This window comes from Streptomyces sp. M41(2017), assembly GCF_002078175.1.
Taxonomy (GTDB): domain Bacteria; phylum Actinomycetota; class Actinomycetes; order Streptomycetales; family Streptomycetaceae; genus Streptomyces.
On sequence record NZ_MWFK01000001.1, the window covers coordinates 4,125,516 to 4,151,973 of the forward strand.

Annotated in this window: 21 protein-coding genes and 1 pseudogene; 10 read left to right on the top strand and 12 right to left on the bottom strand. The window is 71.4% G+C overall.

What is annotated here, in order from left to right; genetic code table 11:
- Nucleotides 1-95 precede the first annotated feature (95 nt).
- A complete protein-coding gene (locus B0675_RS18160; RefSeq protein WP_081219865.1) occupies nt 96-1,313 on the top strand; it encodes a PP2C family protein-serine/threonine phosphatase in 1,218 nt (405 codons plus the stop codon).
- A gap of 89 nt (nt 1,314-1,402) precedes the next feature.
- Here the strand turns inward: B0675_RS18160 and B0675_RS18165 are convergent, their stop codons facing one another.
- The 5 genes from B0675_RS18165 to B0675_RS18185 form a co-directional block, all read right to left on the bottom strand.
- Complete coding sequence (locus tag B0675_RS18165; protein ID WP_081219866.1) at nt 1,403-2,443, bottom strand: YdcF family protein; 1,041 nt, start codon at nt 2,441-2,443, stop codon at nt 1,403-1,405.
- Nucleotides 2,444-2,566: 123 nt separating this feature from the next.
- Nucleotides 2,567-3,562: a dihydroxyacetone kinase subunit DhaK gene (gene dhaK / locus B0675_RS18170; RefSeq protein WP_081219867.1), complete on the bottom strand. Its 996-nt coding sequence runs from the start codon at nt 3,560-3,562 to the stop codon at nt 2,567-2,569.
- Nucleotides 3,563-3,629: 67 nt separating this feature from the next.
- Nucleotides 3,630-4,286, bottom strand: a complete 657-nt coding sequence (gene dhaL, locus B0675_RS18175; RefSeq protein WP_081219868.1) for a dihydroxyacetone kinase subunit DhaL — start codon at nt 4,284-4,286, stop codon at nt 3,630-3,632.
- A 118-nt stretch (nt 4,287-4,404) separates the two neighbouring features.
- Nucleotides 4,405-5,256 carry an HAD-IA family hydrolase gene (locus B0675_RS18180; protein ID WP_081219869.1) on the bottom strand — a complete coding sequence of 284 codons (852 nt, stop codon included), beginning with the start codon at nt 5,254-5,256 and terminating at the stop codon, nt 4,405-4,407.
- Nucleotides 5,257-5,260: 4 nt separating this feature from the next.
- A complete protein-coding gene (locus tag B0675_RS18185) occupies nt 5,261-6,121 on the bottom strand; it encodes a class II fructose-bisphosphate aldolase (RefSeq protein WP_081219870.1) in 861 nt (286 codons plus the stop codon).
- A 249-nt stretch (nt 6,122-6,370) separates the two neighbouring features.
- On the opposite strand from B0675_RS18185, the gene B0675_RS18190 reads away from it, so the two are divergent.
- Nucleotides 6,371-7,096, top strand: a complete 726-nt coding sequence (locus B0675_RS18190; RefSeq protein ID WP_081219871.1) for a CDP-alcohol phosphatidyltransferase family protein — start codon at nt 6,371-6,373, stop codon at nt 7,094-7,096.
- Here the strand turns inward: B0675_RS18190 and B0675_RS18195 are convergent.
- Nucleotides 7,056-7,535 carry an adenylyltransferase/cytidyltransferase family protein gene (locus B0675_RS18195; RefSeq protein ID WP_241539808.1) on the bottom strand — a complete coding sequence of 160 codons (480 nt, stop codon included), beginning with the start codon at nt 7,533-7,535 and terminating at the stop codon, nt 7,056-7,058. The genes B0675_RS18190 and B0675_RS18195 overlap by 41 nt on opposite strands.
- Before the next feature lie 366 nt (nt 7,536-7,901).
- Here B0675_RS18195 and B0675_RS18200 point away from each other — a divergent pair, with 366 nt between their 5' ends.
- From B0675_RS18200 to B0675_RS18210, 3 genes are read left to right on the top strand one after another with little or no spacing between them, the layout of a single operon-like run.
- Nucleotides 7,902-9,107 (top strand): glycosyltransferase, encoded by a 1,206-nt coding sequence (locus B0675_RS18200; RefSeq protein ID WP_081221855.1) that lies wholly within the window; start codon nt 7,902-7,904, stop codon nt 9,105-9,107.
- Nucleotides 9,104-10,795 carry a lipopolysaccharide biosynthesis protein gene (locus B0675_RS18205; RefSeq protein WP_081219873.1) on the top strand — a complete coding sequence of 564 codons (1,692 nt, stop codon included), beginning with the start codon at nt 9,104-9,106 and terminating at the stop codon, nt 10,793-10,795. The genes B0675_RS18200 and B0675_RS18205 overlap by 4 nt, the downstream gene beginning before the upstream one ends.
- Nucleotides 10,792-12,105, top strand: a complete 1,314-nt coding sequence (locus tag B0675_RS18210) for a hypothetical protein (RefSeq protein WP_347109072.1) — start codon at nt 10,792-10,794, stop codon at nt 12,103-12,105. Before B0675_RS18205 ends, B0675_RS18210 begins: the two co-directional genes overlap by 4 nt.
- A 38-nt stretch (nt 12,106-12,143) precedes the next feature.
- Here the strand turns inward: B0675_RS18210 and B0675_RS18215 are convergent, their stop codons facing one another.
- Nucleotides 12,144-13,634: an O-antigen polymerase gene (locus B0675_RS18215; protein WP_241539956.1), complete on the bottom strand. Its 1,491-nt coding sequence runs from the start codon at nt 13,632-13,634 to the stop codon at nt 12,144-12,146.
- A gap of 135 nt (nt 13,635-13,769) precedes the next feature.
- Here B0675_RS18215 and B0675_RS18220 point away from each other — a divergent pair, with 135 nt between their 5' ends.
- Both B0675_RS18220 and B0675_RS18225 read left to right on the top strand, forming a co-directional pair.
- Entirely contained in the window at nt 13,770-14,309 is a 540-nt protein-coding gene (locus B0675_RS18220; protein WP_081219874.1) for a WcaF family extracellular polysaccharide biosynthesis acetyltransferase, read from the top strand.
- Nucleotides 14,306-15,415: a glycosyltransferase gene (locus tag B0675_RS18225; protein WP_081219875.1), complete on the top strand. Its 1,110-nt coding sequence runs from the start codon at nt 14,306-14,308 to the stop codon at nt 15,413-15,415. Before B0675_RS18220 ends, B0675_RS18225 begins: the two co-directional genes overlap by 4 nt.
- 64 nt (nt 15,416-15,479) lie before the next feature.
- Here the strand turns inward: B0675_RS18225 and B0675_RS18230 are convergent, their stop codons facing one another.
- The 3 genes from B0675_RS18230 to gmd form a co-directional block, all read right to left on the bottom strand.
- A complete protein-coding gene (locus B0675_RS18230; protein WP_081219876.1) occupies nt 15,480-16,169 on the bottom strand; it encodes a hypothetical protein in 690 nt (229 codons plus the stop codon).
- A 128-nt stretch (nt 16,170-16,297) separates the two neighbouring features.
- On the bottom strand, nt 16,298-19,021 hold the full coding sequence (locus B0675_RS18235) for a LamG-like jellyroll fold domain-containing protein (protein WP_081219877.1): 2,724 nt from the start codon (nt 19,019-19,021) through the stop codon (nt 16,298-16,300).
- Nucleotides 19,022-19,277: 256 nt separating this feature from the next.
- Nucleotides 19,278-20,291 carry a GDP-mannose 4,6-dehydratase gene (gmd, locus tag B0675_RS18240; RefSeq protein WP_081219878.1) on the bottom strand — a complete coding sequence of 338 codons (1,014 nt, stop codon included), beginning with the start codon at nt 20,289-20,291 and terminating at the stop codon, nt 19,278-19,280.
- A 152-nt stretch (nt 20,292-20,443) separates the two neighbouring features.
- Here gmd and B0675_RS18245 point away from each other — a divergent pair, with 152 nt between their 5' ends.
- Complete coding sequence (locus B0675_RS18245) at nt 20,444-21,388, top strand: GDP-L-fucose synthase (RefSeq protein ID WP_081219879.1); 945 nt, start codon at nt 20,444-20,446, stop codon at nt 21,386-21,388.
- Between the two features lie 71 nt (nt 21,389-21,459).
- Here the strand turns inward: B0675_RS18245 and B0675_RS18250 are convergent, their stop codons facing one another.
- The gene (locus B0675_RS18250) at nt 21,460-22,863 is read right to left on the bottom strand and encodes an exopolysaccharide biosynthesis polyprenyl glycosylphosphotransferase (protein ID WP_107482660.1); all 1,404 of its coding nucleotides are present in this window, start codon (nt 22,861-22,863) and stop codon (nt 21,460-21,462) included.
- 546 nt (nt 22,864-23,409) lie between these two features.
- On the opposite strand from B0675_RS18250, the gene B0675_RS18255 reads away from it, so the two are divergent.
- Together B0675_RS18255 and B0675_RS18260 are read left to right on the top strand one after the other, a co-directional pair.
- Nucleotides 23,410-24,387 carry an LCP family protein gene (locus B0675_RS18255; protein WP_107482661.1) on the top strand — a complete coding sequence of 326 codons (978 nt, stop codon included), beginning with the start codon at nt 23,410-23,412 and terminating at the stop codon, nt 24,385-24,387.
- A gap of 115 nt (nt 24,388-24,502) precedes the next feature.
- The gene (locus tag B0675_RS18260; protein WP_081219882.1) at nt 24,503-26,011 is read left to right on the top strand and encodes a glycoside hydrolase family 71 protein; all 1,509 of its coding nucleotides are present in this window, start codon (nt 24,503-24,505) and stop codon (nt 26,009-26,011) included.
- Between the two features lie 106 nt (nt 26,012-26,117).
- Here the strand turns inward: B0675_RS18260 and B0675_RS41990 are convergent.
- A pseudogene (locus B0675_RS41990) lies at nt 26,118-26,447 on the bottom strand (tRNA (adenosine(37)-N6)-threonylcarbamoyltransferase complex transferase subunit TsaD); the annotation flags it as partial.
- Nucleotides 26,448-26,458 lie beyond the last annotated feature (11 nt).

Genomic DNA, 26,458 nt, shown 5'->3' on the forward strand with positions numbered 1-26,458 from the left:
ATCGATCTCCATGCACGCCGACCTTCTTCTCGTCTGTCAGTGCAGACGGATAGCGTGGAAGCCGCGAGGACAGAACGGGAAGGCGGAAGAGGAGAGTGGACAGCGTGAGCACATCCGAGCCGGTCGGGCCGGCACCGTCCGCGGAAAGCCTGCTGCGCGCCACTCCACCGCACGAGCTGGTCGCCACCGCCCGGCGGCTTCTCGCGGAACGCGTCGGGGCCGAGGACGTGACCGTCCTTCTCGCCGACTACGGACTGAGCGTCCTCCAGCCGGTCAGCCACCTGCCCCACACCGACGATCCGGTGCCCGCGCACAACGGGCCGGCCGGCCGCGCCTTCCTCAGCCAGACACCGGTCGTGGAGATCACGAGCGTCACCAGCCGTACCCAGACCGTCCATCTGCCCCTCAGCGTCCGCGGCGACCGGCACGGTGTGCTCTCCGTCCGGCTGCCCAGCAGTGCGACCGACACCACGACCGTGCTGCAACTCGCCGATTTCGCCACCGCTCTGGCGCACGAAGTGATCACCGCGGGCCGCGACACCGATCTGTATCTGCAGGCGCGTCGCACCCGACGGCTCACCCTCGCCGCCGAGATGCAGTGGCAGCTCCTGCCCGGCCGTGGCTGCGCACGCCCGGAGTACGTCATCGGCGCCCATCTGGAACCCGCCTACACCATCGGCGGCGACAACTTCGACTGGTCGACCGACGCCGACCACCTGACCCTCACCGTCACCGACGGCATGGGCCAGGGCATCGACGCCTCCCTGCTCACGAGCCTCGCCGTCGGTGCCCTGCGCAACGCCCGCCGCGCCGGGATCGGCCTCGCCGACCAGGCGTGCCTGGCCGACCAGGCGCTCTTCGCCCAGTACGGAGGAAAGAAGTACGCGTCGACCCTGCTGCTGAAGTTCGACCTGGACTCGGGCACCGTACGAGCCGTCGACGCGGGTTCGCCGCAGCTCTACCGCCAGCGCGGCGACACGATCGAGCAGATCGAACTCGAAGCCCAGCTCCCCCTCGGCATGTTCGAGGAGACCCCTTACGAGGAGCAGGTGTTCCAGGTCGAACCGGGTGACCGGCTGATCGTGCTCAGCACCGGGGTGCACGGCGCACTCTCCGGCGACGGCGGAACCTTCGCGGAGCGGGCCCTGCGTCAGACCCTCGGCGCCACAAGGGAAGAGCCCCCGCACGAGGCCGCCCGGGCCATGGTCGAGGGCCTGTTCGAACACTTCGGCAGCAGGGAACTCGCCGCCGACGCCTCGGTCGTCTGCCTCGACTGGAACGGTCGCGCCGACGCCGGTCCCGCCGAGGTGTGACGACGGGCGCCGGTGTCACCCGCGCTCCGGCGACCGCGGATGCCCGCCTCGGCCACCGAGGCGCACGGCACCTCGACCCGTCGGTGCGGCTACTGACCCGCCAGGGCGACCGCCCCCGTCGACGGCCACCCCAGCCACCAGATGAACAGGCCGCTCAGCAGGACGAGCAGGAAGATCGCCGCGTTGGTGCGGCGGTAGGCGACGAGGAGTGCCACGAACTCGCGGATCATGGCGCTCGGCCAGAAGTACGAAGCCGTCGGGGCGCCGATCACGTGGCCCCGGACGCCGGTGCGGCGGGCGGTGACCGCGGCGCGGAAGACGTGGTAGTTGTTCGTGACGATCACGCAGCGGTAGTCCGGATTCGCCTTCTCCATCAGGGCCTTGCTGAACGTCAGGTTCTCGTCCGTGGTCGTCGAGCGGTCCTCGCGCTCGATCAGGTCGGCGGGGAAGCCCTGGGCGACCAGGTAGTCGGCCATCGCGTGCGACTCCGGCAGCTTCTCGTCGGGCCCCTGTCCGCCGGAGGTGAGCAGCACCGGTCGCCGCCCCCTCCGTGAGAGCCGCGCGTGCTCCTTGCGGGCGCGGTCGAGGCGGCCGGCCAGCAGCGGGGGCACGGTGGTGCCGCCGATCAGGCCCGAGCCGAGGACCACCACGTAGTCCGCCCGGCGCCGGATGCGCAGACGCCCGTACAGCGCGCCGTAGAAGAGGAAGCACAGGAACATGAAGGCGACGTACCCGGCGAGCGCCACCGCTGTCGCCGCCACCACCAGGAGCGTGTGCGTGTGCAGCACCAGCGCCGTGACCAGCAGGGCGAGCAGGGCGACCAGCGCGACGCCCGCTCCCAGGGACAGCAGGTTCGCCGGGCTTCTGCCCTCCTTGCGCACCATGGTGATCCCGTTGGCGATGAGGAACCAGGCCAGCGTGACGACACCCAGAGCCGCCAGGGTCAGCAGCGCGACACCGAGGTCGTGGCCCAACTGGGCCTTCTCGGAGGCCAGGTGCAGGAAGAGCGCGATCGCGGCGAAGACGACGGAGAGCCCGAGGAGGACCGCGTTGCCGACCCGGCGGCGGTCCCGTACCACCCCTACGCAGAACAAGAAGAAGCAGACGAACGACGGTACGAAGGCCACCATGCGCCCATGCTACGAGGCGGGCACCGGGGCCGGCCGCCCCGGTCCCGATGGCCGTCCCGGCCCACGCCCGCGTCCGCGGGAGAGGCTCGGATCGCGGGCCGCCGTCGAGGGGTGGGTATTGTGTCAGAACACCCGGATGGGGATCTCAGCCGGGTCGCTCAGGAGTTCCCTGATCTCGTCGTCCAGGCGGACCAGGGTGATCGAGGCGCCGGCCATGTCGAGGGACGTGCAGTACTCGCCCACGTAGCTCCGCCAGACGCCGATGCCGCGTTCGGCGAGCTGCTTGTGGGCCAGTCCGTAGACCAGGTACAGCTCGCCGATCGGGGTGCCGCCGAGGCCGTTGGCCATCAGGGCCACCGCGTCGCCCGAGGCGAAGGGAAGGTCCTCGACCACCGCGTCGACCAGCTCCCCGACCATCGCGTCCGCCGACTGCAGCTTCTCCCGCTCGCGGCCCGGCTCACCGTGGATGCCCACCCCCATCTCGACCGCGTCGTCGGGGAGTTCGAAGAGCGGCGAGCCCTTCGCCGGAGGCGTGCACGCGGTGAGTGCCATGCCCATCGTGCGGGTGAGGGAGTTGACCTTCTCGCCGATCCGGTAGATCTCGTCGAGGTCGGCGCCCCGCTCGGCGGCCGCGCCGACCGCCTTCATCACGAAGAAGTTGCCCGCCACCCCGCGACGGCCGACCGTGTACGTCGAGTCCTGCACGGCCACGTCGTCGTCGATGAACAGGGTCCGCACGGTCACGCCGTCGGCCTGCGACAGCTCCTCGGCCATCTCGAAGGCCATCCGGTCGCCCGTGTAGTTGTTGACCAGCAGCAGCACACCCTTGGGCGAGGCGACCCGCTTGACCGTCTCGTAGACGAAGTCGGCGGGCGGCGCCGCGAACACGTCGCCCGGACAGGCCGCGTCGAGCATGCCCCTGCCGACCGTCATCACGTGCGCGGGCTCGTGACCGGATCCCGAGCCCTGCACGATCGAGACCTTGTTGTCCTGCGGGGCGTCGGCGCGCATGATCAGGTTGTACTCGGGGACGTACCTGAGGGTGTCGGGGTTGGCCAGCGCCAGTCCCTCCAGCATCTCGGCGACGTAGTCCTTCGGGTCGTTGACGAACTTCTTCATGCCGTGCTCCTCGTGATCTCGTCGCCCGGGGTGCCGGGGGCGGTTCGTGCGACGGTGCCGCCCAGGGTCAGTCGCGTGCCTCCCACTCGGCCGCGACACGCTCCGCCATCACCGCGACCGCCACCGCGCCGGGATCCGGGGAGCCGATGCTGCGCTCGCCGGTGTAGCTCTGGCGGCCGCGTCGCGCCCGCATCGGCGTCGTCGCGTCCGCCGCGGTACGGGCCGTGGTGGCGGCCAGCGCGGCGAGTTCCGCGGCCGAGGCGGGTGGTTCGCCCCCGGCCGTCCGCCGCTCCAGCGCGTCCGTCATCGGGATGAGCGCGTCCAGCAGCGTCTTGTCCCCGAGATCGGACCTGCCGCGGGCCTTGATCCCCTCCGCGGCGGCCCGGAGCATGGCGACCGCGTCCGCCGCGTCCAGCTCGTCGCGGTCCTTCACGGTCATGGCGGCCCGCAGGAAGGCGGTGCCCCACAGCGGTCCCGAGGTGCCGCCGACCCGCTTGGAGATCACCATGGCGACCTTCTTCAGGAACTCGGGCGGCGACTCCGGGCCGAGCGTGTCCCAGTCGGCGAGCACGATCTCGAAGCCGCGGGCGAGCGAGAAGCCGAAGTCCCCGTCTCCCGCGACGGCGTCGAGGTCCCCGAAGGCCTTCTCGTTGTCGACCGCGGTCCGGGCGATGGTCCGGACGACGAACGCGAGGTCGTCGGCGGATGTCGTTGGCGTTGTCATGACTCTCCTGACTGGCTCTCCTGACCGGCGCGCGATGTTGGTTCCGACGGGAGGGACGGGGGAGGGGCCCCGCACGGGCACGTGGACCACCGGCTCGGCCCGGGTGCGCCGTGCCCGGTCAACTCGGGGCGGGCGGTGCCGAACCAGGGGGGTCGGGCAGAGGGGCACCGGAGTGCCCGGCGACCGCGGCGTCTCCGGCCGTGAGCAGCACCGCGAGGTCCGCGAGCTCGACCCACGGTCCCGGGTGCACCCCGAGAGGATCGTTCAGCACCCGGGTCACGGTCTCCTCCGGCGGCGGGTCGCCGAGCGAGGTGACCACGAGGGAGGCACCCGCGAAATCCTCCTCGGCGGTGTACGCGCTGGTCGTGACGGCGCAGGCGAGACCGGCGCCGAGCGCGGCGAGCATGCCGTTGCGGCTGTCCTCGATCGCGACGACGGCCGCCGGGTCGAGGCCGAGCCGGCGCACGGCGAACGCGTAGATGTCCGGTGCCGGCTTCTTGCGCTGGACCACGTCACCGGCGAACACCGAGAACCGGGCGGCCAGTTCGGTGCCCATCGCGAGTTCGAGCACGCTGCGGACGGACGCCTCGGCAGAGGTGGAGGCGACCGCCAGGGTCCAGCCCGCCGCGTGCGCCGCCTCGGCGATCCGCCGCACCCCCGGGCGGGGCGGAATGGCTCCGCTGCGGATGATCCCGGTGTAGATCTCGGTCTTGCGCCGGTGCCAGCGGGCGACTTCCTCGTCCAGCGCGTCCCGGTCCGTGGGCAGGCCGGCCGCGGCGACGAAGCCGGGGGTCAGCAGGGTCTTCATCCGCTCCTTGCCGCCGCCGACCTTCACCTTCTCCGCGTAGTCCGTGTCGCTCCACCGCACCGGAAGCCCGAACTCCTCGAACGTGGCGTTGAACGCGGGCAGATGTCCGTAGCGCTCGGTGTCGGCGAGGACGCCGTCGCAGTCGTAGACCAGCGCGGACACGGTGTCATCCCGCCCGGCCGGCGCTGCCGAACAGGGTCATCAGCGAACCGGTCATGTCGATGACGTCCTGGCGCACGGACCTGAACAGCGAGGGCGGGTCCCACTTCTGCCGCTCCGCCGCCGTCTCCAGGAAGGCGAGGCTCGACTTCATGAACTTCTCCTTGAGGGCGGTGGAGATGTTGACCTTCGCGCAGCCCCGGGAGATCAGGTCGTGGAACTGCTCGTCGGACAGCCCGCTCCCGCCGTGCAGCGCGATCGGCACCGGATGCGCCGCCACGATGTCGGAGACCCGCTGGGCGTCGAGCACCGGAGCCTGCTTGTACGACCCGTGGGCGTTCCCGATCGCCGGCGCGAAGACGTCGACGCCGGTGGTCCGCAGGAACTCCAGGGCGACCTCCAGCGTCTGCTGTTCCGCCGCGGTGTCGCTGCCGACGCCGTCCTCCACGCCCGTGATCGACTCGATCTCACCCTCGACGGCCGCCCCGTACGCACGGGCCTCCGCGACCACCTCGACCGTCTGCCGCATGTTCTCCTCGACCGGCAGCTTCGAGGCGTCGAAGAGCACCGAGTTCCAGCCCCGTCGCAGACACTCCGTGATGACCTCCCGCTCCGGACAGTGATCGAGGTGCAGGGCGACCGGGACCTCGATGCCGGCGGTCATGGCGGTCCACATCGCATACAGAACGTCGCTGCCGATCGACTTCACCGTCTTGACGGAGGTCTGCACGATCAGGGGCGACCGCTGCTCCACCGCCGCGGCCAGTACGGCCTCCATCGTCAGGTCGTTGAAGACGTTGATGGCCGGTACGGCGTAGCGCTCGGCGAACGGTCCGGAGAGGATCTCGGTCAGCGGTGCAACACCCACGACGCCTCCACGTTTGCGGCCCCACGTCTTCCATTCCACGCCCGCCGACGACGCCCCGCCACTTTTGTCGGGGAAGCTCCGGGGAAGGGCGGGAAAGGGGTGGGGCTTCCGTCACCTTCCGTCAGTTTTCCGACGCGTTTCGTTTCCGGTCAGTTTTTCGATCGTTCGCCATCGCCCGTCGACTGCTGTGATGATGTGGATCAGGGGAGCGGCCGGGGAGGCCGTGCGTGATGAGGTCCGGGGGGATCCATGAGCACTACGACGACGTCCGCGCTGATACGGCTGAAGTCCGCGCAGAAGAGCGCCAAGGGCGTATCGCTGTATTCGCGGTTCGTGAACCGGCCGGTGGGCCGGTATCTCGCGGCCGGGGCCTACCGGCTCGGGCTGACGCCCAACCACGTCACGCTGATCAGCGCGACGTTCAGTTTCGCCGCGGTCGCGACGGCCGCGCTCGCCGCGCCCACCTGGGCCGCGGGACTCCTGGTGTGGCTCGGGCTGGCCGTGGGCTTCGCCTTCGACTCGGCCGACGGGCAGCTCGCCCGGCTGCGCGGCGGCGGCAGCGCGGCCGGTGAATGGCTCGACCACGTGGTCGACTGCGCCAAGATCACCGCACTGCACACCGCCGTGCTGATCGCCTTCTACCGCGACCCCGGCCACTTCGGAACCGGGGCCGACGCCTGGCTGCTCGTGCCGCTCGGCTTCCAGCTCGCCGCCGTCGTCACGTTCTTCGGCGGACTGCTCACCGAGAAGCTCAAGCCCAAGGCCGCCCCGGGCGACCGGGCCCCCGAGCCCTCCACGGTGCGCGCGGTGGCCCTGCTCCCGGTCGACCACGGGGTGTTCTGCCTGGTGTTCCTGCTGCTCGGCGGCGGCAGCGCCTTCCGGTGGGCCTACAGCCTCCTCGCCGTCGCCGCCGTGCTCTTCCTGGCCGCGTTCCTCACCAAGTGGTTCCGGGAGCTGTCCGCAGTTCGTCGTTGAACCGCGTCCCGTCCAGGGCGTCGATGGCGCGCCGCAGCTGGGTGCTCGACGTGTGCACGGTGTACGGGAAGTAGACGACGTCCACCCCCACGGTGGCGAAGTCCTTCTCCAGCCGCTCACCCTTCGGGGTGTCCCGCCAGTCGTCGCCCTTGAAGATGACGTCGAAGCGGACCTGCTTCCACGTCTCCAGCTTGTCCGGCACGGTCTCCACGAAGGCGGCGTCCACGTGCTTGATGCTGCGGACGATCTCCAGCCGCTCCACCAGCGGGATCATCGGAAGCCTGCCCTTGGCGTGCTCGGCCATCTCGTCCGAGACGACGCCGGCCACCAGGTAGTCGCACTGGGCACGTGCGTGGCGCAGGATGTTCAAGTGCCCTATGTGGAAGAGATCGTAGGCGCCCGGTGCGTAGCCCACGCGGTACGGCTTGCTCGATGGCACAAGTGCCCCCCTTGTTCGTTTTTGGCCCCCAGAGCGCACCCCTTTCCGGGGGATGCGCGGACTTTGACGATAGCGTTCATGCATGGTGCAGGGAGGGTGAACAATTAGGGTGCGTCCTGGGTCACTTTCGACCGGAGCGGGGACCGGGGGGTCCCGTGGGACGCAGACACACAGGGGAGGCCGCAGTGGCGGCCGGGGGGAAGGTTTCGTCGCGTGACACATACCCATGACGAGCGTCGTGACCGGAGCGGTACGGGGGTCGCCGGTCCGGCGGGGTCCGTACCGGTGCAGCGCACCAACGAGCCGGACATCGGCGGGCGCAGGGCCAAGGAGGGCGAAGCGGGGTCCTCCGGGCGCCGGTTGCTCCTGGTGTCCACCAACTACGCGCCCGAACACACGGGCATCGGCCCGTACGCCACCGGCATCGCCGAGCACTGGGCGAGCCGCGGCCACGACACCCATGTCCTCGCCGGGCTGCCGCACTATCCGTCCTGGAGCCTCGATCCCGCCTACCGCAAGGTGTGGCGGGCCACCGAGCAGCGGGCCGGCGTCACCGTGCACCGCAGGCGGCACAGCGTCCCGCCGCGCCAGAGCGCCCTGCGCAGGGCGCTGTTCGAGAGCTCGATACTCGCCCACGGCATGGTCGCGCCACCCCGCACCGGCCGTCTCGACGCCGTGCTCGCCCAACTGCCCAGCCTCGCCGGAGGCGTGCTCGGCGCCCGCGTCGCCGCCCGGAACCGGGCACCGTTCGTCCCGGTCGTGCAGGACCTCATGGGGGCGGCCGCCGCCCAGTCCGGCATCCAGGGCGGCGGCCGCGCCGCCGAGCTGGCCGAGCGCGCCGAGTCGTGGGTGCTGCGACGCGCCACGCTGGTCGGCGTCATCCACGAGACGTTCGTCGAGCGGGTGCGGGCCATGGGGGTGGACCCCGGCCGCATACGCCTGGTGCCCAACTGGTCGCACATACAGGCCCCTTCGGCGCCGCGCGACCGTACCCGCGAACGGCTCGGCTGGCGGCCGGAGCAGACCGTGGTCCTGCACTCCGGGAACATGGGTCTCAAGCAGGGTCTGGAGGTGCTGGTGGACGCCGCCCGCCGCGACCCGGACACCCGGATCGTCCTGATGGGCGACGGCAACCAGCGCGAGCACCTCGCCGCACTGGCCCAGGGACTGCCCAACCTGGAGTTCCTGCCCTCGGTGGACGACGCCGACTTCCCCGACGTCCTCGCCGCCGCGGACGTCCTCGCCGTCACCCAGCGGGCCTCCGTGCTCGACATGAGCGTCCCGTCCAAGCTCACCTCCTACTTCGCCGCCGGCCGGCCGGTGGTCGCCTCGGTCGCCGCCGAGGGCGGCACGGCCCGCGAAGTGCTGCGATCCGGTGCCGGAATGCTTGTGGAACCGGAGAATCCTGATCAGTTCTTGTCAGCGGTGCGTAGACTCGCCGAAGATCCGAAGATGGCGGACGAGTTGGGCGCGGCGGGTCCGCGCCATGTAGCGGCCCATCTGTCACGGGAGGCGGGTCTCGCGCGCATCGACGCGCTGATCGACGAGGCAATGGGGGGACTTGGAAGGTGAACGAGACACACGTTCCCGTCCGGGGAGAGGATGAGCCGGAGCAGTTGCGCGAGCAGTTCCGCCAACTGCTGCGCTACCGGTGGCTGATAGGCGGCGGTGTCGGCATCGGACTGCTGTCCGGAGCCTGGCTCGGCGTCACCGGCGCCGACAGCTACGCCGCCACCACCGACATCGTGCTCCGCGCCCCCACCAGCGACCCCTTCGCGCCGACGCTCTCCAGCGACAAGGCGCTCAACATGGGGTCCGAACGGCAGACCGCCCTCAGCCGCTCCGTCGCGCAGGGCGCCGCGAAGCAGCTCAAGATGAGCGCGGACGACGTGGACCAGCTCCAGCACGGGCTCCAGGTCACCAACCCGCCGCAGACCCTCGTGCTGCACTTCACGTACAACGCGTCCGACCCGAAGGAAGCGGCGCGCCGCGCCAACGCCCTCACCGCGTCGTACATCGACATGCGCAAGGACCAGTGGGAGTCCGTCCGCGACTCGATGCTCAAGAGTCTTCAGGACCAGCTCAACCCGGTCGCCAAGCAGAACGACGAGCTCGCCCGGCAGATCAAGCAGCTCCCCGACGGATCCGCCGCGGACTCCGCCTACGCGGTGCAGGCCAACCTGCTCAACCGCATCACCGACCTCCGCTCCAAGATCACCAGCCTGAAGGCGCTCGACATGACGCCCGGCAACGTGATCCGCAACGCCACGGTCCCCTCCTCGTCCGACGGGCCCGGACTGCCGCTGTCGCTCGGCCTCGGCGGCCTCGTCGGCGTCGGTCTCGGCCTGCTCGGCGCGTGGGTGCGGCTCGTCTTCGACCCCGCGCCGCGTTCGGCCGGCGACGTCGCGCGTGCCGTCCGCGGACCCGTCCTCGGCGCGCTGCCCCGCGGTTCCGCGGGCACCCTGGTGGTCGGTCACACCGACTCCCGGGCCGCCGAGGAGTACCGCTCGATCGCCTTCCGCCTCGCCTACGACGAGCGGTTCGCCGACCGGCGCCGGCTGCTCGTCGTCGCCCCGCGCGGCTCCATGGAGTCGAGCGTCGCCGTCGCGGTCAACCTCGCCGCCTCCTTCGCCGAGACCGGCAAGAACGTCCTGCTGGTCGAGGCCGACCTGCGCACCCCGTCGCTCTCCGAGCGGCTCGACGTGACCTCGGCCTCCCGCCCCCGCTGGAGCCGTACCGGCGAGCAGGCCGAGGGCGAGTGGCCCAGCCGCGGTCAACTCCTGGTCGACGCCGGGGAGTCGGGCGCCTTCGGGCTCGTCCCCGGCGAACGCGTGCGCAACGTACCGCGCGCGCTGACCTCCGCCCGGACCACCCGGCTGATCGCCGAGGCCGACGACCCGGACGCCACCGTCGTGGTCGTGGCGCCACCCGTCCTCGCCTATGCCGACGCCCTCGCGCTGGTCGACCGCGTCGACGGCGTCCTCATCGTCTGCGACCCGCGGACCGTGCACCGCGCCGACCTGATGCGCATCCGCGAGCTGATCGTCGGAGCGGGCGGCACCGTCCTCGGCGCGGTCACGCACACCGACTCCAAGCGGGTCCGGACACCCGTCGCGCGCCGCGGCAGTGGCCGCCGGGCGCCCAAGAGCCAGCCGGCCAGGACCCCCGAGCCCCCCAACACCCCCGAACCCGAGCGGCACTTCGACGGCGACGGCAGCGAGACCATCGCGCTGCGCACCGTCCGCTCGGGGGACCGGTGACCGCCCCGGAGGAACCGCAGCCGTCCGAGAAGCCAGCCGGCCCGCCGCGTACCCCGCGGCGGTCGGCGGCCGCGCTCGCCTCGGTGCTCGACCAGGCGGCGTCCAGCCTCACCAACATCGCCGTGCTGGTGATCGCCGCCCGCGTCTCCACCACCCACGGCTTCGCGACCTTCTCGATGGTGTACCTCACCTTCACGGTGCTGCTCGGCCTCAACATGGCGTACGTCGGCCAGGCCGTCGTCCTCACCCGGGGCGACACCGCCACCACCGGTGCCGCGTGCCGGTCCGCGATCGCCTTCACCTCCCTCGCGTCGACCGTCGTCGGTGTGCTGCTCGCCGCCGTCGGCGCGGTCACCGGCGCCGTCACCGGTGGCTGGGCCGGTCCGGGCGGAGCCTTCCTCGCCCTCGGGCTCGTCCTGCCGCTGGTCCTGGTGCAGGACGGACTCCGGTACGCGTTCTCCACCCTGCGGCGCCCCGGCCTGGCCCTGGCCGCCGACACCCTGCGCCTGGTGTGCGTGGTCCCCGCGCTGCTGCTCCAGCCCCGGCACGCCGCTCCCGGCCTGCTCGTCGCGGTGTGGGGCGTGTCGGCCGTCCCGGCGCTGCTGCTCGGCCTGCGACTGCTGTGGCCCCATGTGCGCGGAGCCCGGGCCGACCTGCGGCCCTACGTGCGCCGGGGTCACCTCGGCCAGCGCTTCGTCGTGGAGTTCGCCGTGGGCAACGCCTCCAGCCAGCTCGCGGTGCTGGGCCTCGGCCTGTTCGCCGCCCCGCTGGCGGTCGGCGCCCTGCGCGGCGCCACCACGCTCTTCGGGCCGCTCAACGTCCTGTTCAACTCCGTCAACGCCTTCGGACCGCCCCTGCTGAACCGGCTGGGCGGCCGGCGGGCCACCACCCGCGCCGCCGCGCTGCTCGGTCTCGTCCTCAGCGTCGTCGGGCTCGCCTGGGGGCTCGTCCTCTACGCCCTTCCCGACCACGTGGGGCGCCAACTCCTCGGCGCCACCTGGCAGTCGGCCGCGGCGCTGCTGCCCGCCTCCGGTGCCCAGTACGCGGTGATGGGCCTCGGCACCTGTGCCTTGGTGACCCTGCGCGTGCTCAGCCCGCGCGCCACCCTGTCGGTCCAGGTGGTGTTCTCGCTGCTCTCGGTCGTCTTCATGCTCGCCGGATACGCGCTGACCGGTTCGGCGCTCGGAGCGGCCTGGGGTCTGGCCGCGGGCTCCGCCCTCAAGGCGGTCGCCGCCTGGACCCGGGTCGCGCGCCTACGGGCGGAGGAACCGGCCCCGGCCACGGCGGTGCCGGCGGTCCCGGCGGGCTGAGAACCAGGGTAGGGCGCGCCCCGGTCCGGATGCCGGGGTCAGCGCAGTCCCGTCGCCCGGTCCTGGCGGAACGTGGTGATCAGAGCGATGCAGAACGCCGCGATGGCCACCCGGCCCGACGCCTGGAGCAGCGGGCCTCTCAGCAGGATGAAGGAGTAGCCGGCGACCAGGGGGACGGCCAGGGCGATCAGGCTGCCCGGCCGGGCACTGCGCACCGCGCGGCGGGCATAGCGCCGGTCGACCCGCGCCGCCGCGTAGCCGAGCGCCACGAACCCCGCCACCATGCCGACCGGACCGAAGTCGATCCACAGCTCGGCCCACACCGGCGACGAGAGGTTCGTGTTGGTCGCGCCCATCCACTGGCCGACCATGACCCCGGTGTCCATCGGCTTGTCGGGCCAGATCGAGCGGGGGACCGCGAACAGCACCGAGCCGGCCATCTGACGGCCGAAGGTGTGGCCGCTGCCGGACCGGACGTACGTGATGGTGTTGGCGAACATGCCGACCTGGTCGTAGTCCTTGAGGGCCAGCGGCTCCAGGGGCGACGTGGTCTGCACCGGGCGGTAGTTGGCGTCGTCGTAGCGGAAGCGGTCCGCGAACGGGAAGACGACCAGCGCCACGATGACGCCCAGGCTGAGCGCGATCCGGTAGAAGGCCGCGCTCACCGGGAAAACCGTGAACAGCAGCGAGAAGAGCACCGTGAGGAACCAGAAACGCGGGTTGGAGATCGGGTTGTTGACCACCGCGTTCAGGGCGGCCAGCGCGCCCCAGACCGCGATGATCACCACGGAGCGCCGCGCCCGTCGCGAGGTCACCAGCCAGCGTGTGTACGCGAGCCAGGCGATGAGCGCGGGCACGGTGCCGAAGCCTCGCACGATGGCCTGTCCGGCCTGCGAGTCCGCCTGGGAGAGCCCGGCCTCCTGGACGCTGCTGATGATCTCCTGGCGGCTGGTGAAGAACACCGCGGGGCCGCCCAGCTTGACGACGAGGAGCGCCGAGCCGAAGAAGGCGATCACGGTCAGCAGGTACAGCCGGCGCCGGTGCACGAGCGCCGGACGCAGCTTGTCCTCCCGCTTCCGCTCGGGCCGCTGGCGCGCCAGCAGGGTGCCGATGTCGAAGGCGACACAGCCGATCAGGACGAGGGCGACGGCCTCCGTCAGATCGGTGCGCGCGCCCACCACCGGGGTCGGTGTGCGGCCGAGGACGGCCTGCGCGAGCGGCGCGACACCCATCGCCATGTAGACGAACAGCCAGAACGAACCCGCGAGCAGTTTGCGCCGGTTGGAGAGGATCATCGTGGAGAGCCGGATGCCCGCGTACATGGTGAGCGCCAGCTGGAGCCACAGCGCCGAGTCGTGCAGACCGGTGCCGGGCTGGACCAGGACGAGCAGCGGCAGGAACACCGAGAAGCCGAGGACGAGGGGAACCGACAGCGCGCGGGAGAGGAGCGTCCGCGGCCGGAAGGGCGGCACCGCCGCCTGCCAGCCCCGCTCCGGTGACCCGGGCGTGCTGGTCGTGCCCCGGTCCATCTGCTGCGTCATGGCGCCCCCGCCCCGAAAGAGATCCCCGGCGCAGTCTAACGAGCCCTGGCCTGCGGTGAACGGTCAGCTACTAGAGTGTGGCGAAGTAGCGTCCGGGGAGACGCTGTTGGGGGGAATGGTTCGATGCGTGATCTCCCGGCCTTCACACTGGCCGGATACGACAAGGGGCGCGGGATACTCGTCCAGGCGCTCTGGTTCGCGGTGATGAACACGGTCTTCATGGCGTGGTTCACCCCGGCCCGGGTCAGGACGGCCCTGCTGCGCGCCTTCGGCGCCCAGATCGGCACGGGGGTGCTCATCCGTCACCGGGTGCGTGTGCTGTGGCCGTGGAAGCTCACGGTCGGCGACCACACCTGGATCGGCGAGGGGGCGTGGATCCTCAACCTGGAGCCCGTCACCCTCGGCGCCCATGTGTGCGTGTCGCAGGAGGCACTGCTGTGCACGGGCAGCCATGACCACCGCGCCGCCGATTTCCGGTACCGCAACGCGCCGATCACCGTCGACGACGGCGCCTGGGTCGCGGCCCGTGCCACCGTCCTCGCCGGGGTGAAGGTCGGCCGCTGCGCCGTCGTCGGTGCCGGAGCGGTGCTCCACACCGATCTGCCCGAGCTGACCCTGCACACCGCCGACAACCGGCGCCGACCCGTCGAGGAGCCGGCGTGAGAGTGCTGCACGCGGTCACCCTGCACAGCCCCACCCACGCCTTCGGCGGTCCCGTCCGGGTCGCCCTCAACCTCTGCAAGGGGCTGCGCGAACGCGGGCACGACGCCCGGCTCACCGCCCTCGCCGACGGCTTCGAACGACCCCTGCCCGAGGAGGTGGAGGGCGTGCCCGCCCGCCTCCACCAGGCGCGCAGGATCCTGCCGCTCGGGTTCAGCGGCCTGACCTCGCCCTCCCTCCTCGCCGGCGCCCACCGTCTCGTACGGCAGGCCGACGTCGTCCACGTGCATCTGGCGCGCGACCTGGTGACCCTGCCGGTGGCGCTCGCCGCGCTGCGCGCGGGGAAGCCGCTCGTCCTCCAGACGCACGGCATGGTCGACCCGAGCGGGCGGCGCTCGGCGCGCCTTCTCGACGCGGTCGCGGTGCGGCGGGTACTGCGCGGCGCGACCGCCGTCCTGCACCTCACCACCCGTGAACTGCGGGACCTGGAGGCCGTGGTGGGCGGGACGGGCCTCGCCCGCGCCGTCCGCCTGGTCAACGGCGTGCCCGCGCAGCCCGAGGGCCCGGCCCCCGAAGGACCGCCGCGCATCCTGTACGCGGCCCGGCTCCAGGCCCGTAAACGCCCCGTCGACCTGGTGGACGCGGCGCCCGCGATCCTGGCCCGGCACCCTGAGGCGACGGTCGTCGTGGCGGGACCCGACGAGGGGGAACTCGCCGCCGTGCGACGGCGGATCGACGAGCTCGGACTCGCGGCGCGGGTGAGCTGCCCGGGACCCCTCGACGGGGCCCGTATGACCGAGGAACTGCGCAGGGCGCATGTGTACGTGCTGCCGTCGGTGGACGAGCCGTTCCCGATGTCGGTCCTGGAGTCGATGGCCGTGGGCACACCGGTCGTGGTGACCGACTCCAACGGCCTGGCCCGCGACGTGGACCGGGCCGGGGCCGGCCGGGTGGTCACGGGACCCGACGGCATCGCCCCGGCGGTGCTGGAAGTGCTCGCCCCGGACGCCCGGCGCACCGCGTCGGCGGCGGCCCGCAAGCTCACCGCCGAGACGTTCGCCATGGACGCGGTCCTCGGCACGCTTCTCGACGTGTACGAGCGGGCCTAGAGGCGACGTCGTCCCCTCGTTCGGACCGGTGCGCACAACGCGCCGGTCCGAACGGCGACCCCGGCTAGGCGGGGAGCCAGGCGTAGCAGCCCGAGGAGACGAACGTGGCGGTCCCGGCCGGGATCTTCGCGGTGATCTTCTTCGGGGCGTCCGGGCCCGGGCCCGAGGCCAGCACCTTGTCGCCCGCGCCCAGGGCCTTCCAGGTGCAGCCCTTCGCACTGGTCAGCGCGCGATAGGTGCCCGGCGCCGGCTTCTTGCGGGTGCCGTCGGCGAAGCCGGTCGCGGCCTGGTCCAGCAGCGGCTTCTGCTTCGGGCACAGCTGGCCGATCGCGTCGTCGGCGGACGGCAGGTCCCCGGCGATGAGCGCGCCGATGGCGGCGTCCTTGTCGTGGGCCGCGGTGCGCTCGACGCGCTGACAGGTCTCCTGGCCCACCTGGAGGACGGCGGCGGGGTCCATGTTCTTCGGCACCCGGCCGTGCAGGTACTTCTTCTCCTTGGCGGTGAAGGAACCCGTCACCGGGGTGAGCTTCGCGTCGGGCAGGACCGGCCCCTTGGAGGGGCTCGACGACTCCTCGGGAGCCGGGCTCGCCTGGTCGTCCGGGACGCCGGCCGCCTGGTCGTCGGAGATGCTCCGCGTCGGCTTCGCCGCCGCGTCGGAACCGCCGTCCGAGCTGCAGCCCGAGAGCGCGAGGAGCGCGACGAGGGCGCCGGCGGCGGCACCGCGCCGGAGGGACCGGAGAGTACGAGTGTGCATGGTGGCTCCTGCGGCCCGCTCGGGCCGGGTATGAAGGCGGGCCCGCACACGCAGGTGCGGGCCCAGGTGGGGTGGTCGGGGTGCCGGGCACACGGCCCGGCACCCCGACCACGGGGACGCCGTGAGGGTTACGGCGCCCCGAAGGTCAGCACCAGCTGCGGGGTGTTCTCCGCGGCCGACGCCTCACTGGACCACACCCACAGCGCGTCCGTCCCGGTGCTCGTGAGCGCCAGGTCGTAGCTGCCCCCCAGAGCGGGGGAGAGCGCCGAGGTGTCGAGCGTCGCCGAGTAGACCGTCGACAGGTCGGTGGCCCCGGTGAGGGTGCCGACCGAGGTCGAGGAGACGGCGGGCCGTGACGTGTACGTGGTACCCGCCGCGGTCCAGCTCCCGGTCACCGGTCGTACGGCGATGTCGTCCGTGCTGCCCGCGGTGCTCAGCGTGGTCGTCTTCACCGCGAGCCGCGCGCTCTTGAGCACGGTTCCGGCCGGCGCCGCCGGCAGGGCGAAGCGCAGGTACGTCTCGTACGCCGCGCTGCCGCGTACCGCCAGCGAGGTGGAGGTGCCGTAGTTGGTGCTCGCGGCACCGGCGTTGACGTACGTGTCGTCCGTGGCGCGGACGGTCTGCACGCTGTCGGCCGGGGCCGAGGCCAGGGTGTAGTGGCTCTGCACCTGGACCGCGCTCAGCACCGACGGGTAGATCGCGGTCTCGTCGATCTGTCCGTTGAAGTAGTTGCTGGAGGGCTGGTTCGGCCACCCGTTGAGGTTGTCGCCGCCGACGTGCCAGTAGCCGCTGTAGGCCTGGCTGTTGGACTCGGCGAGCGTGCCGACCTGGCTGCCGTCCACGTACAGCGCCATCCCGGAGGAACCCTGGGTGGCGACGACGTGGTGCCAGGAGCCGTCGTTGTAGCCGTTGGACGAGGTGATGGTGCGGGCCGAGCCCGTCCACACGCCGTAGACCAGCCGGCCGTCGTTGCGCATGTAGACGTGCTTGTCGTAATTACCGCTGGCCCGCGTGGTGTTGTCACCGAACCCGACGAGCTTGCCGCCACTGGTCGTGGTCGTCTTGAACCAGGTCTCGATCGAGTACTGACTCGGCACCGTGGTGCGCTTGTCGCTGTACACGATCTGGTCCGAGCCGTTGAACCCGATGGCGGTGGACGGACCGGTCACGGCCGCCGGAGTCTGGCGCAGCGACGGCCCGTTGACGTGGATGCCGCTCTGGTCGCCGGACGAGGTGTCACCGACGAACGGAGTGGCCGACTCGTCGTAGCGCCAGTACAGGTTGGCACCGTCGTCGAGCACCTTCGCCGCGTACTTCTGCGCCGAGGTCGGCACCGTCACCGTGGCCGTGGAGGACAGCGCGGAGGCGTTGCCCGCACCGTCCGTCGCGGTCACCCGGTAGCTGTAGGTGGAACCGGCCGTGACGGTGGTGTCGGTGAACGACAGCTGCGGGCGCGACCACTCCACGGAGTCGCCGTCGACCGTGTACACCGGCGTGGAACCGCCGTTGCGGTACACCTTGTACGTCAGCTTGGTGTCGTCCGTGTCGAGGCTGGCCCGCCAGCGGACGTGCGCCTCGGTCGGCTTGACCGACTCGGCGCTGACCGAGGGCACCGTCGGCGCGCCGACGTCCGGCGTCGCCGCGAAGCGCGTCAGACCCTGGGCCGCCGAGCCGTTGACGGTGGTGAACTCGCCGCCGACCCACATGTACTTGTTGTTCGAGGTCTCGGATATCGCCATGGCGCGCGGGCCGATGCCCTCGCCGAGACCGTCGTTGGTGTCCGGGAACCAGCCCAGCTTGTTGGTGCCGGAGGTCGGCTCCGCGAGCAGGTGGTGACGGCGCCCGTCGGGGTACTCCCCGACGCTGGAGCAGTCGTGCGCGTGCGAGGCGCTGTACACGACGGCCTGGTACGACTTGACGGCCTGGGTGGCGCCCAGGCAGGTGTCGCGCCAGCGCTGGTTCAGCGTGGACAGGTCCAGCGCGATACGGCCGTCGAAGACGCCGCCGCCGGTGCCCTCGTTGCCGGTGTAGAAGCCGGTGGCGTCCGTGTCGAGCGCCTTGACCACCGAGTTGTTCTCGATGAATCCCGGGTAGGTGCGGACGTTGGCGCCCGTGGCGGAGTCGACGACGGCCAGGGCGTGCGAGTTGGCGCCGTTGACGGTGAAGAAGTCACCGCCCAGGATCACGTTGCTGCCGTCCGGGGTGACCGCGACGGCCCGGCCGGGCTCGTCGACGTCGGCCTGGAACGGCTTGACGGCGCCGCTGGTGGCGTCGACCGCCGCGTACCGCGCGTGCGCGGCACCGCCGACCGAGGTGAAGTCGCCACCCAGGTACACGGTGTCGTTGGTGACCGCGAGTGTCCGCACGGTGGCGGAGACGCTCGGGTGGAAGTTCGCCTTGGGCGTGCAGGTGGCGATGTCGATCGCGGCGAGGCTGCTGACCGGCGTGCCGTTGACCGCCCCGAAGTAACCGCCCGCGTACAGCGTCTTCTTGTCCGGCGAGACGGCGAGCGCACGGACCGTCGCGCTGCCGCTCCCGATCGTGAAGGACAGGTTGCAGGACGTCGGGTTGCCGGTCGCCGCGTTCAGCGCGACGAAGTTCACCGCGTTCTGCGCCGTGCCGCTGCCCCCCTCGGGCGGACGCACCTGCGAGAAGGTGCCGCCGGCGAACACGGTGCCGCCGGCCTCCGCCAGCGCCCACACGATGCCGTTGGTCTGCCACGTCGGCAGGTCGTCGGCGGTGAAGGCGACCGGCGCGGTGAGCGCTGCGGCCGGTTGCGGCATGGCCACCAGGCCCAGGCCTGCCGCTGTGGAAAGGACAAGGGCGGCGCTGAGCCCTCTGGATCTGTGCATGAACCCCCCGGCTTCCGGGCCCGCTTGCGGACCCATTGCCTCGGCGTGCCCGGCGGTGTTTCCCCTGATCCGCACGGGCCGCGTGAACTGTTTGCTCGCGAACCATACGAGTACATGACACGTCATGGAACGCACTTGACTCATCTGGTAGGAAATTTCAAGGTGTTCACGGCGTTTCCGTGACTCTCCCGAAGCCCACCAGACACGCACGGCCCCCTTTTCACAGGTGGCCGGCTTCCTCCGCAGGTGGCCCGCGTCAGCGGTCGATGCGCACGACGGCGCCCGCGAGCTCCCTCTCCACCTGCTGCACATCGGCGTCGACCATGATCCGCGCCAGCTCGTCGACCAGGACGGTCGGCTTCCAGCCCAGCAGTTCCTGGGCCTTGGACGCGTCACCGATCAGCGCGTCGACCTCGCTGGGACGCTCGTACTTGGGGTCGTAGCGCACGTGCTCGTTCCAGTCGAGCTCGGCGTGGGCGAACGCCGTCTCCACGAACTGCCGCACCGTGGCGGGGACTCCGGTGGCGACCACGTAGTCGGTCGCCTCGTCGTGCTGCAGCATCCGCCACATCGCCTCGACGTACTCGGGCGCGTAGCCCCAGTCGCGCACCGCGTCGAGGTTGCCGAGGTAGAGACGGTCCTGGAGGCCTGCCTTGATGCGGGCGACGGCGCGGGTGATCTTCCGGGTCACGAAGGTCTCGCCGCGGCGCGGGGACTCGTGGTTGAACAGGATGCCGTTGACCGCGAACATCCCGTACGCCTCACGGTAGTTGACCGTGGTCCAGTACCCGAAGACCTTCGCGGCGCCGTACGGGCTGCGCGGGTGGAAGGGGGTGTCCTCGTTCTGCGGGGGCGGCGTCGAGCCGAACATCTCCGAGGACGAGGCCTGATAGATGCGGGTCTCGACCCCGCTCGCCCGGATGGCCTCCAGCAGCCGCAGCGGGCCCAGGCCGGTCACGTCACCGGTGTAGAGCGGCGCGTCGAACGAGACCCGCACATGCGACTGCGCGCCGAGGTTGTACACCTCGTCCGGCTGTATCTCGCGCAGCAGGTTCACCAGCGCCACGCCGTCGGAGAGGTCGGCGTGGTGCAGCACGAAGTTCCGCTCGGCCTCCTGGGGGCCCTGGTAGATGTGGTCGATCCGCTCGGTGTTGAAGCTGGACGACCGCCTCACCAGGCCGTGGACCCGGTATCCCTTCGCCAGCAGAAGCTCCGCCAGGTACGAGCCGTCCTGCCCGGTCACGCCGGTGATCAGCGCGGTCTTGGTCATGCGGTGTTCCCCTCCCTGCCGGATCCGCCCAGCGGGCCGGTCCGGTCCGTGCGCCCGCGGGTCGCGGGTCGCATGTCATGAACTACAGGAAATTTCGGCAGAGTTGCCGATCCGGGCGATCCGGCCCCGCGGCGCCTGGCATGATCCGGCATATGACCGCATCGCTCCTGCCCGAACGCGCCCGTGTCTTCGTCGCCGGCCACCGTGGCCTGGTGGGCTCCGCCGTGGCCCGCCGGCTCGCCGCCGACGGGCACGAGGTGCTCACCCGTACCCGCGCCGAACTGGACCTGCGCGACGCCGCGCGCACCGCGGCCGAACTGACCGACCTGCGCCCCGACGCCGTGGTGCTCGCCGCCGCGAAGGTCGGCGGGATCATGGCCAACAGCACCCAGCCGGTGCAGTTCCTGGAGGAGAACCTCCGGATCCAGCTGAGCGTGATAGCCGGTTCCCACGCCGCCGGCGTGGGCCGGCTGCTCTTCCTGGGGTCGTCGTGCATCTACCCCAAGCACGCCCCCCAGCCGATCAGCGAGGACGCCCTGCTGACCGGACCGCTGGAACCCACCAACGAGGCCTACGCCCTCGCGAAGATCGCGGGCATCGTCCAGGTGCAGTCCTACCGGCGTCAGTACGGCGCGTCCTACATCAGCGCCATGCCGACCAATCTCTACGGACCCGGCGACAACTTCGACCTGGAGACCTCCCACGTCCTGCCCGCGCTGATCCGCCGCTTCCACGACGCCGCGGCCGAGGGGCGTGAGGAGGTCACCCTGTGGGGCAGCGGCTCCCCGCGCCGGGAGTTCCTCCACGTCGACGATCTCGCCGCCGCCTGCGCCCTGCTGCTGCGCTCCTACGACGGCGACGAGCCGGTGAACGTCGGCTGCGGCAACGACCTCACCATCCGCGAACTGGCCGCGACGGTCGCCGAGGTGACCGGCTTCACCGGACGGATCGGCTGGGACACCACCCGCCCCGACGGCACACCGCGCAAGCTGCTCGACATCTCCCGGCTCGCGGACCTCGGCTGGAAGCCGGCGATCCCGCTGCGCGACGGCATCGCCGCCACGTACGCCCACTGGCGCGGCGGTCTCGACGGCTGACGGGCCCGACGGGTCGCCGGACCCCGGCGCGCACCGCGCGCCGGGGAACTGTGCTCTCACGGGCGGCCCTCTCAGTACGCCCCGCGGCCGTCGACGACGGCGCGGAACGTGCGGGCCATGACGTCGACATCACTGGTGAAGGACCAGTTGTCGACATAGCTCAGATCCAGCTGAACCGTTTCGTCCCACGAGAGGTCCGAGCGGCCGCTGATCTGCCACAGCCCGGTCATGCCCGGCCGTACGCTCAGCCGCCGCCACTCGACCGGGGTGTAGTGCGCCACCTCGTCCGCGAGCGGCGGACGCGGACCCACCAGGGACATGTCACCCTTGAGGACGTTGACGAGCTGGGGCAGTTCGTCCAGCGAGGTGCGCCGCAGCCAGTGGCCGACCCGGGTGACCCGCGGGTCCCGGCGCATCTTGAACATCAGCCCGTCGTTCTCGTTCTCCTCGGCCAGTTCGGCCTTCAGCCGGTCGGAACCGACCCGCATGGTGCGGAACTTCCACATCACGAAGGAGCGGCCGGACCGGCCGATGCGCTCGTGCAGATAGAGGACCGGACCCCGTGAGGACAGTTTCACCGCGAGCCCGACCAGCAGGAGTACGGGGGTCAGCGCGAGCAGCCCCAGCAGGGCGATGCTCCGGTCCAGGAGCCCCTTGAGCAGCGGCTGCATGCCCTCCCGTACCGGAGGAGCGACGCGCAGCAGCGACATCCCGCCGGCCGAGCCGGTCTCCAGGCGCTTGACGGAGACCTCCACCAGACCGGGAGCGACGAACAGTTCGATGCCGGCGTCGTGCAGTCCCCAGGACAGCCGCCGCAGCCGCTCCCCGGAGGTCGCGGCGCCGGGTACGACCAGCACCAGGTCGGCGCCGAGCCGGTGCACCGCGCTGATCACGAGGTTGGCGTCCTCCGCCGGGGCTTCCGGCGCGGTGGCGGCGAGCCGCTCCACGGTCCTGATCCCCGAGTCGAACGGACCCGAGCCCACCGGGACGGCACCGACCGCCACGTACGGGTGGTCGGTGCGCGAGGCGAGATGCGCGGTGACGCCGTTCGCCGCGACCGGCTCGCCCACCACCAGAACCTTGATCACGGCCTGGGCGTTTCTGCGCACGGCGGCGAGATGGCGGTGAACCGCCTTGTGGCACAGCAGGGTCAGCAGCAGCGCCGGCAGCAGCGCCAGCAGGCACAGCGGTGCCCGCAGCCGGATCCCGGCCGAGGCATGCACCACCGCGAGCACGCCCAGCAGGATGAACCAGTCGTGGAGCACGGGCAGGGTGCCCCGGCTCTCGCCGATGCTCCGTGCCGCGTACCGCGAACGGAACAACTGGACGCCCGCCCACGCGAGTCCGGCGACGATGCCGCTCGGCACGGGCCACGGCTGGCGCGCGGTGGAGAACATGACGGTGACCGGTACGCCCGCGCCGACGAGATCGGTGATCAGCGACGCCGGAAGATACCAACGGGACTTGCGTCCCATCCAAAGTGAAGAGCGCGCCCGTGAGCGCGCTTTGCGTGATCTCTCGGATTCAGTGGCCTGAACATCCCACATGTACCCCCCCAGGCACATTCAGCTGCACGAGTCGCCGGATGTCGCGAACACCTATTCGTCGAACATGCGGCACGATGGTGAACAGTACGGCAAACTTGTGTACGCATGTGAGCGTTTACGTGAACGTCACCGAGAAGTGCCGAGCTGTACGAAATCGCGCCCCGGGTCCACCCGTTGATCTTGCGCGGCGCAGGACTTCCGGAAATTCGTACGATCATAGAAAGTGCTGGCTACAGCTGGCTACAGTGTGCGCCCGGTGCGGAAGGGGCCGTACCGGGGTGAGGCGGGGAGAACGTGGTGGGGGACAGGAACACGGCCGAGGCCGGTGTGACGGGCCGGGACGCAGGGGCGGGCCGGGATCGCGAGTTGGGCGGATCGGGACCGGATGTATTCGACCGGGTGAACGAGGGCGGTCGCGCGGAAGACCCTCCGACGAAGGGGGCCGACGCCCCCGCGGTGCCTCCGCGGCGTCGCATGAGCCGCACGCGGCGGGTGCTCCTCGGGGCGCTCGTGCTGTTCGCGGTGGCCCTGTTGCTGATGGGCGGCGTCGCCTGGTGGGCCGTCGACCACTACACCGGAAAGGTCGACCGCATCTCCGGGGTCTTCCCGAAGGTCCCCGCCGCGGCCCAGCCGGCCGCTTCCGACGGCGGGCAGACGTTCCTGCTCGTCGGCGTCGACAGCCGCTCCGACCTGCCGACCACCGGCCGTGACGCCAAGGCTCCCGAGTGGAAGTACGGCGCCCAGCGCAGCGACACGATGATGCTGGTCCACCTCCCGGCCGACCACTCCGGGGCGTACGTCGTCTCGCTGCCGCGTGACGCGTGGGTGGACATACCCGGACACGGCAAGGCGAAGCTCAACGCCTCCTTCTCCTGGGGCGGACCGCCGCTCCTCATCGACACCGTCCAGCGGCTCACCAAGGTGCGCGTCGACCATCTCGCGGTCATCGACTGGGACGGATTCAAGAAACTCACCGACTCCGTGGGCGGCGTGAACCTCGTCGTGGACGGCGCGAGCCGCCACATGAACGGCACGCAGGCACTGACCTACGTGCGGGAGCGGCACCACCTCGCGCGGGGCGACTTCGACCGGACGCACCGTCAGCAGTACTTCCTGCGCACGCTGTTGTCGAAGGTCATGCAGCCGTCCACCTTCAAGAACCCGGTCAAGGCGGGCGAGGTGCTGGACGACCTCACCGCCGCGGTGAGCGTCGACGACCGGCTCGGCGACGGCGACCTGCGGGACCTGCTCTGGGACAACAAGAAGGTCCGCCCCGGCAACATGGTCTTCATGAACGCCCCCGCCAAGGGGACCGGCACCATCTCGGGACAGTCGGTGGTCCTGCTCGACCAGACCAACGGATCCGACCTGTGGCGGGCGATGCGCGAGGACGCCCTCGACGTCTACCTCCAGTCCCACGACGTCGACAGGCTCGGCGCCACGACGTCCTGACCCGACGCCGATGATCACACACGGTTGCCTCTTGGGTGACTTTCCGTCACCCAACAGGCCTCCCGTGCAGTAGAGTTCGCCACCGGTGGCCCATCGGCGTCCGCGGAGGACACCCATGACGGATCAGCCCGCACGTCCACAGCGCCAGCACCGGAGGCCGCCTGGAAGGCGGCGGCGCACCGCGCTCGGAGCCGTCTTCGGCCTGCTCCTCATCGGGATCGTCGCCGGCACGGGACTGGCCCTCGACCGGCAGGACGGGACGCCCTCCGCGGAGCGGGCGAACGCCACGGCGCTGCCCTTCGACCGGCCCTCCGCCGACGTGCTGCGGGCCAGTCCCCACCTCGTCTTCGCGCACTACTTCACGCCGTACCCGCTCTCGCTGGACAACCAGCCCGCGTCCCGGGACTACTACACCCGCAACTACCTGACGCCCCAGGGCGAACAGGGCAAGCACGCGGCCTACGGCGGACTGCTGCGCGACCGGCCCGAACCCGTGACCCCGTCCGCCGGGAACTGGCAACTCGCCAACCTGGAGCGGGAGGTGAGGACCGCCCGGGACGCCGGGCTCGACGGCTTCACCGTCGACCTCCTCTCCCTGACCGGCCCCAACCGTGAGCGGGTCGACCTGCTGCTGCGCGCGGCGCACCGCGTCGACCCCGGTTTCCGGATCGTGCTGATGCCGGACATGACCTCGCTGCACACCGATCCGCGCACACTCGCCGACCAGTTGGCCCGGATGGCCGCGTCACCCGCCGCGTACCGGCTGGCCGACGGACGTCTCGTGGTCTCCCCGTTCAAGGCCGAGGCCCAGGAGCCCGCCTGGTGGAACCAGGTCACCGCGCGACTGCGCCAACACGGCATCGGCACCGCGCTCGTCCCCGTCTTCCTGAACTTCCGGGCCAACGCCGAACGCTTCGCGCCCATCAGCCACGCCTTCTCCTCCTGGGGAAACCGCAGTTACGCCCGCCAGGACAACGTCCCCGGCGACGTGCGCCTCGCCCACTCGCTCGGCAAGAAGTGGATGCAGGCCGTCTCCGTGCAGGACGCCCGGCCCAACCAGGGTGTCTACGACGAGGCCGGCAACACCGCCACCCTGCGGTCGACCTGGAACCACGCGATCTCCGACGGCGCGGACTGGGTGCAGCTCACCACCTGGAACGACTACTCCGAGGGAAGCCAGTTCGCGCCCTCGCTGCACAACGGCCACACGTACCTGGACATCTCCTCGTACTACCTCACGCGCTTCAAGACCGGCGCCTGGCCGAGGATCGTGCGCGACACCGTGTACGTGACCTCCCGGGTCCAGTTCACCGGGGGCGGTGGAGTGCAGCAGGCCCGGCTGATGCGACCCCGAGCGGGGACCGCGGTCCCGCGTGACCAGGTGGAACTGCTCACCTTCCTGACCGCGCCGGCCTCCGTGACCGCCCGCGTGGGCTCCGTGCCCCACGCCTATCAGGCTCCCGTCGGGGTGAACGCCCATGCCCTGCCTCTGAGTCCGGGCCGCACCCAGGTCGTCGCCCGCCGGGCGGGCGACACCGCGGCGGCCGTCACGACCCGCTATCCCGCCCGCCGGACGGCGACCGTGCAGGACCTGCAGTACTACGGGGTGTCGAGCGGGCGGTGACCTTCGCGCGGCCCGCCCGACGGCGCGACGGAAGCGGTGCTTCCCGCCCGGCGGGTCCGCGGTGGGCCGTCAGGCGGGCCCGATCGGCGGGGCCCGCGGCCCCGGCGGGATGCAGGGTGGCGTACTCCAGGGGCGCCGACGGGTCGACGGACACGTCGAGCGGGGCGGGTGCTGCCCCGGCGCGCACGAGGGGGTCGCCGACGGCGGCGATCATGGCGCCGTTGTCCGTGCACAACCACGGCGGCGGCATCCGCAGTTCGACGCCGGCCGCGCGACAGCGTTCCTCGGCGAGCGACCGCACCCGCGCGTTCGCGGCCACGCCGCCGACGATCACCAGCGTGTCCACGCCGTGCTCGACGCAGGCGGCGACCGCCGTGCGGGTCAGCACGTCGGCGACGGCCTCCTGGAGCGAGGCGGCCCCGTCGCCCACGGGCAGTTCACGGCGCG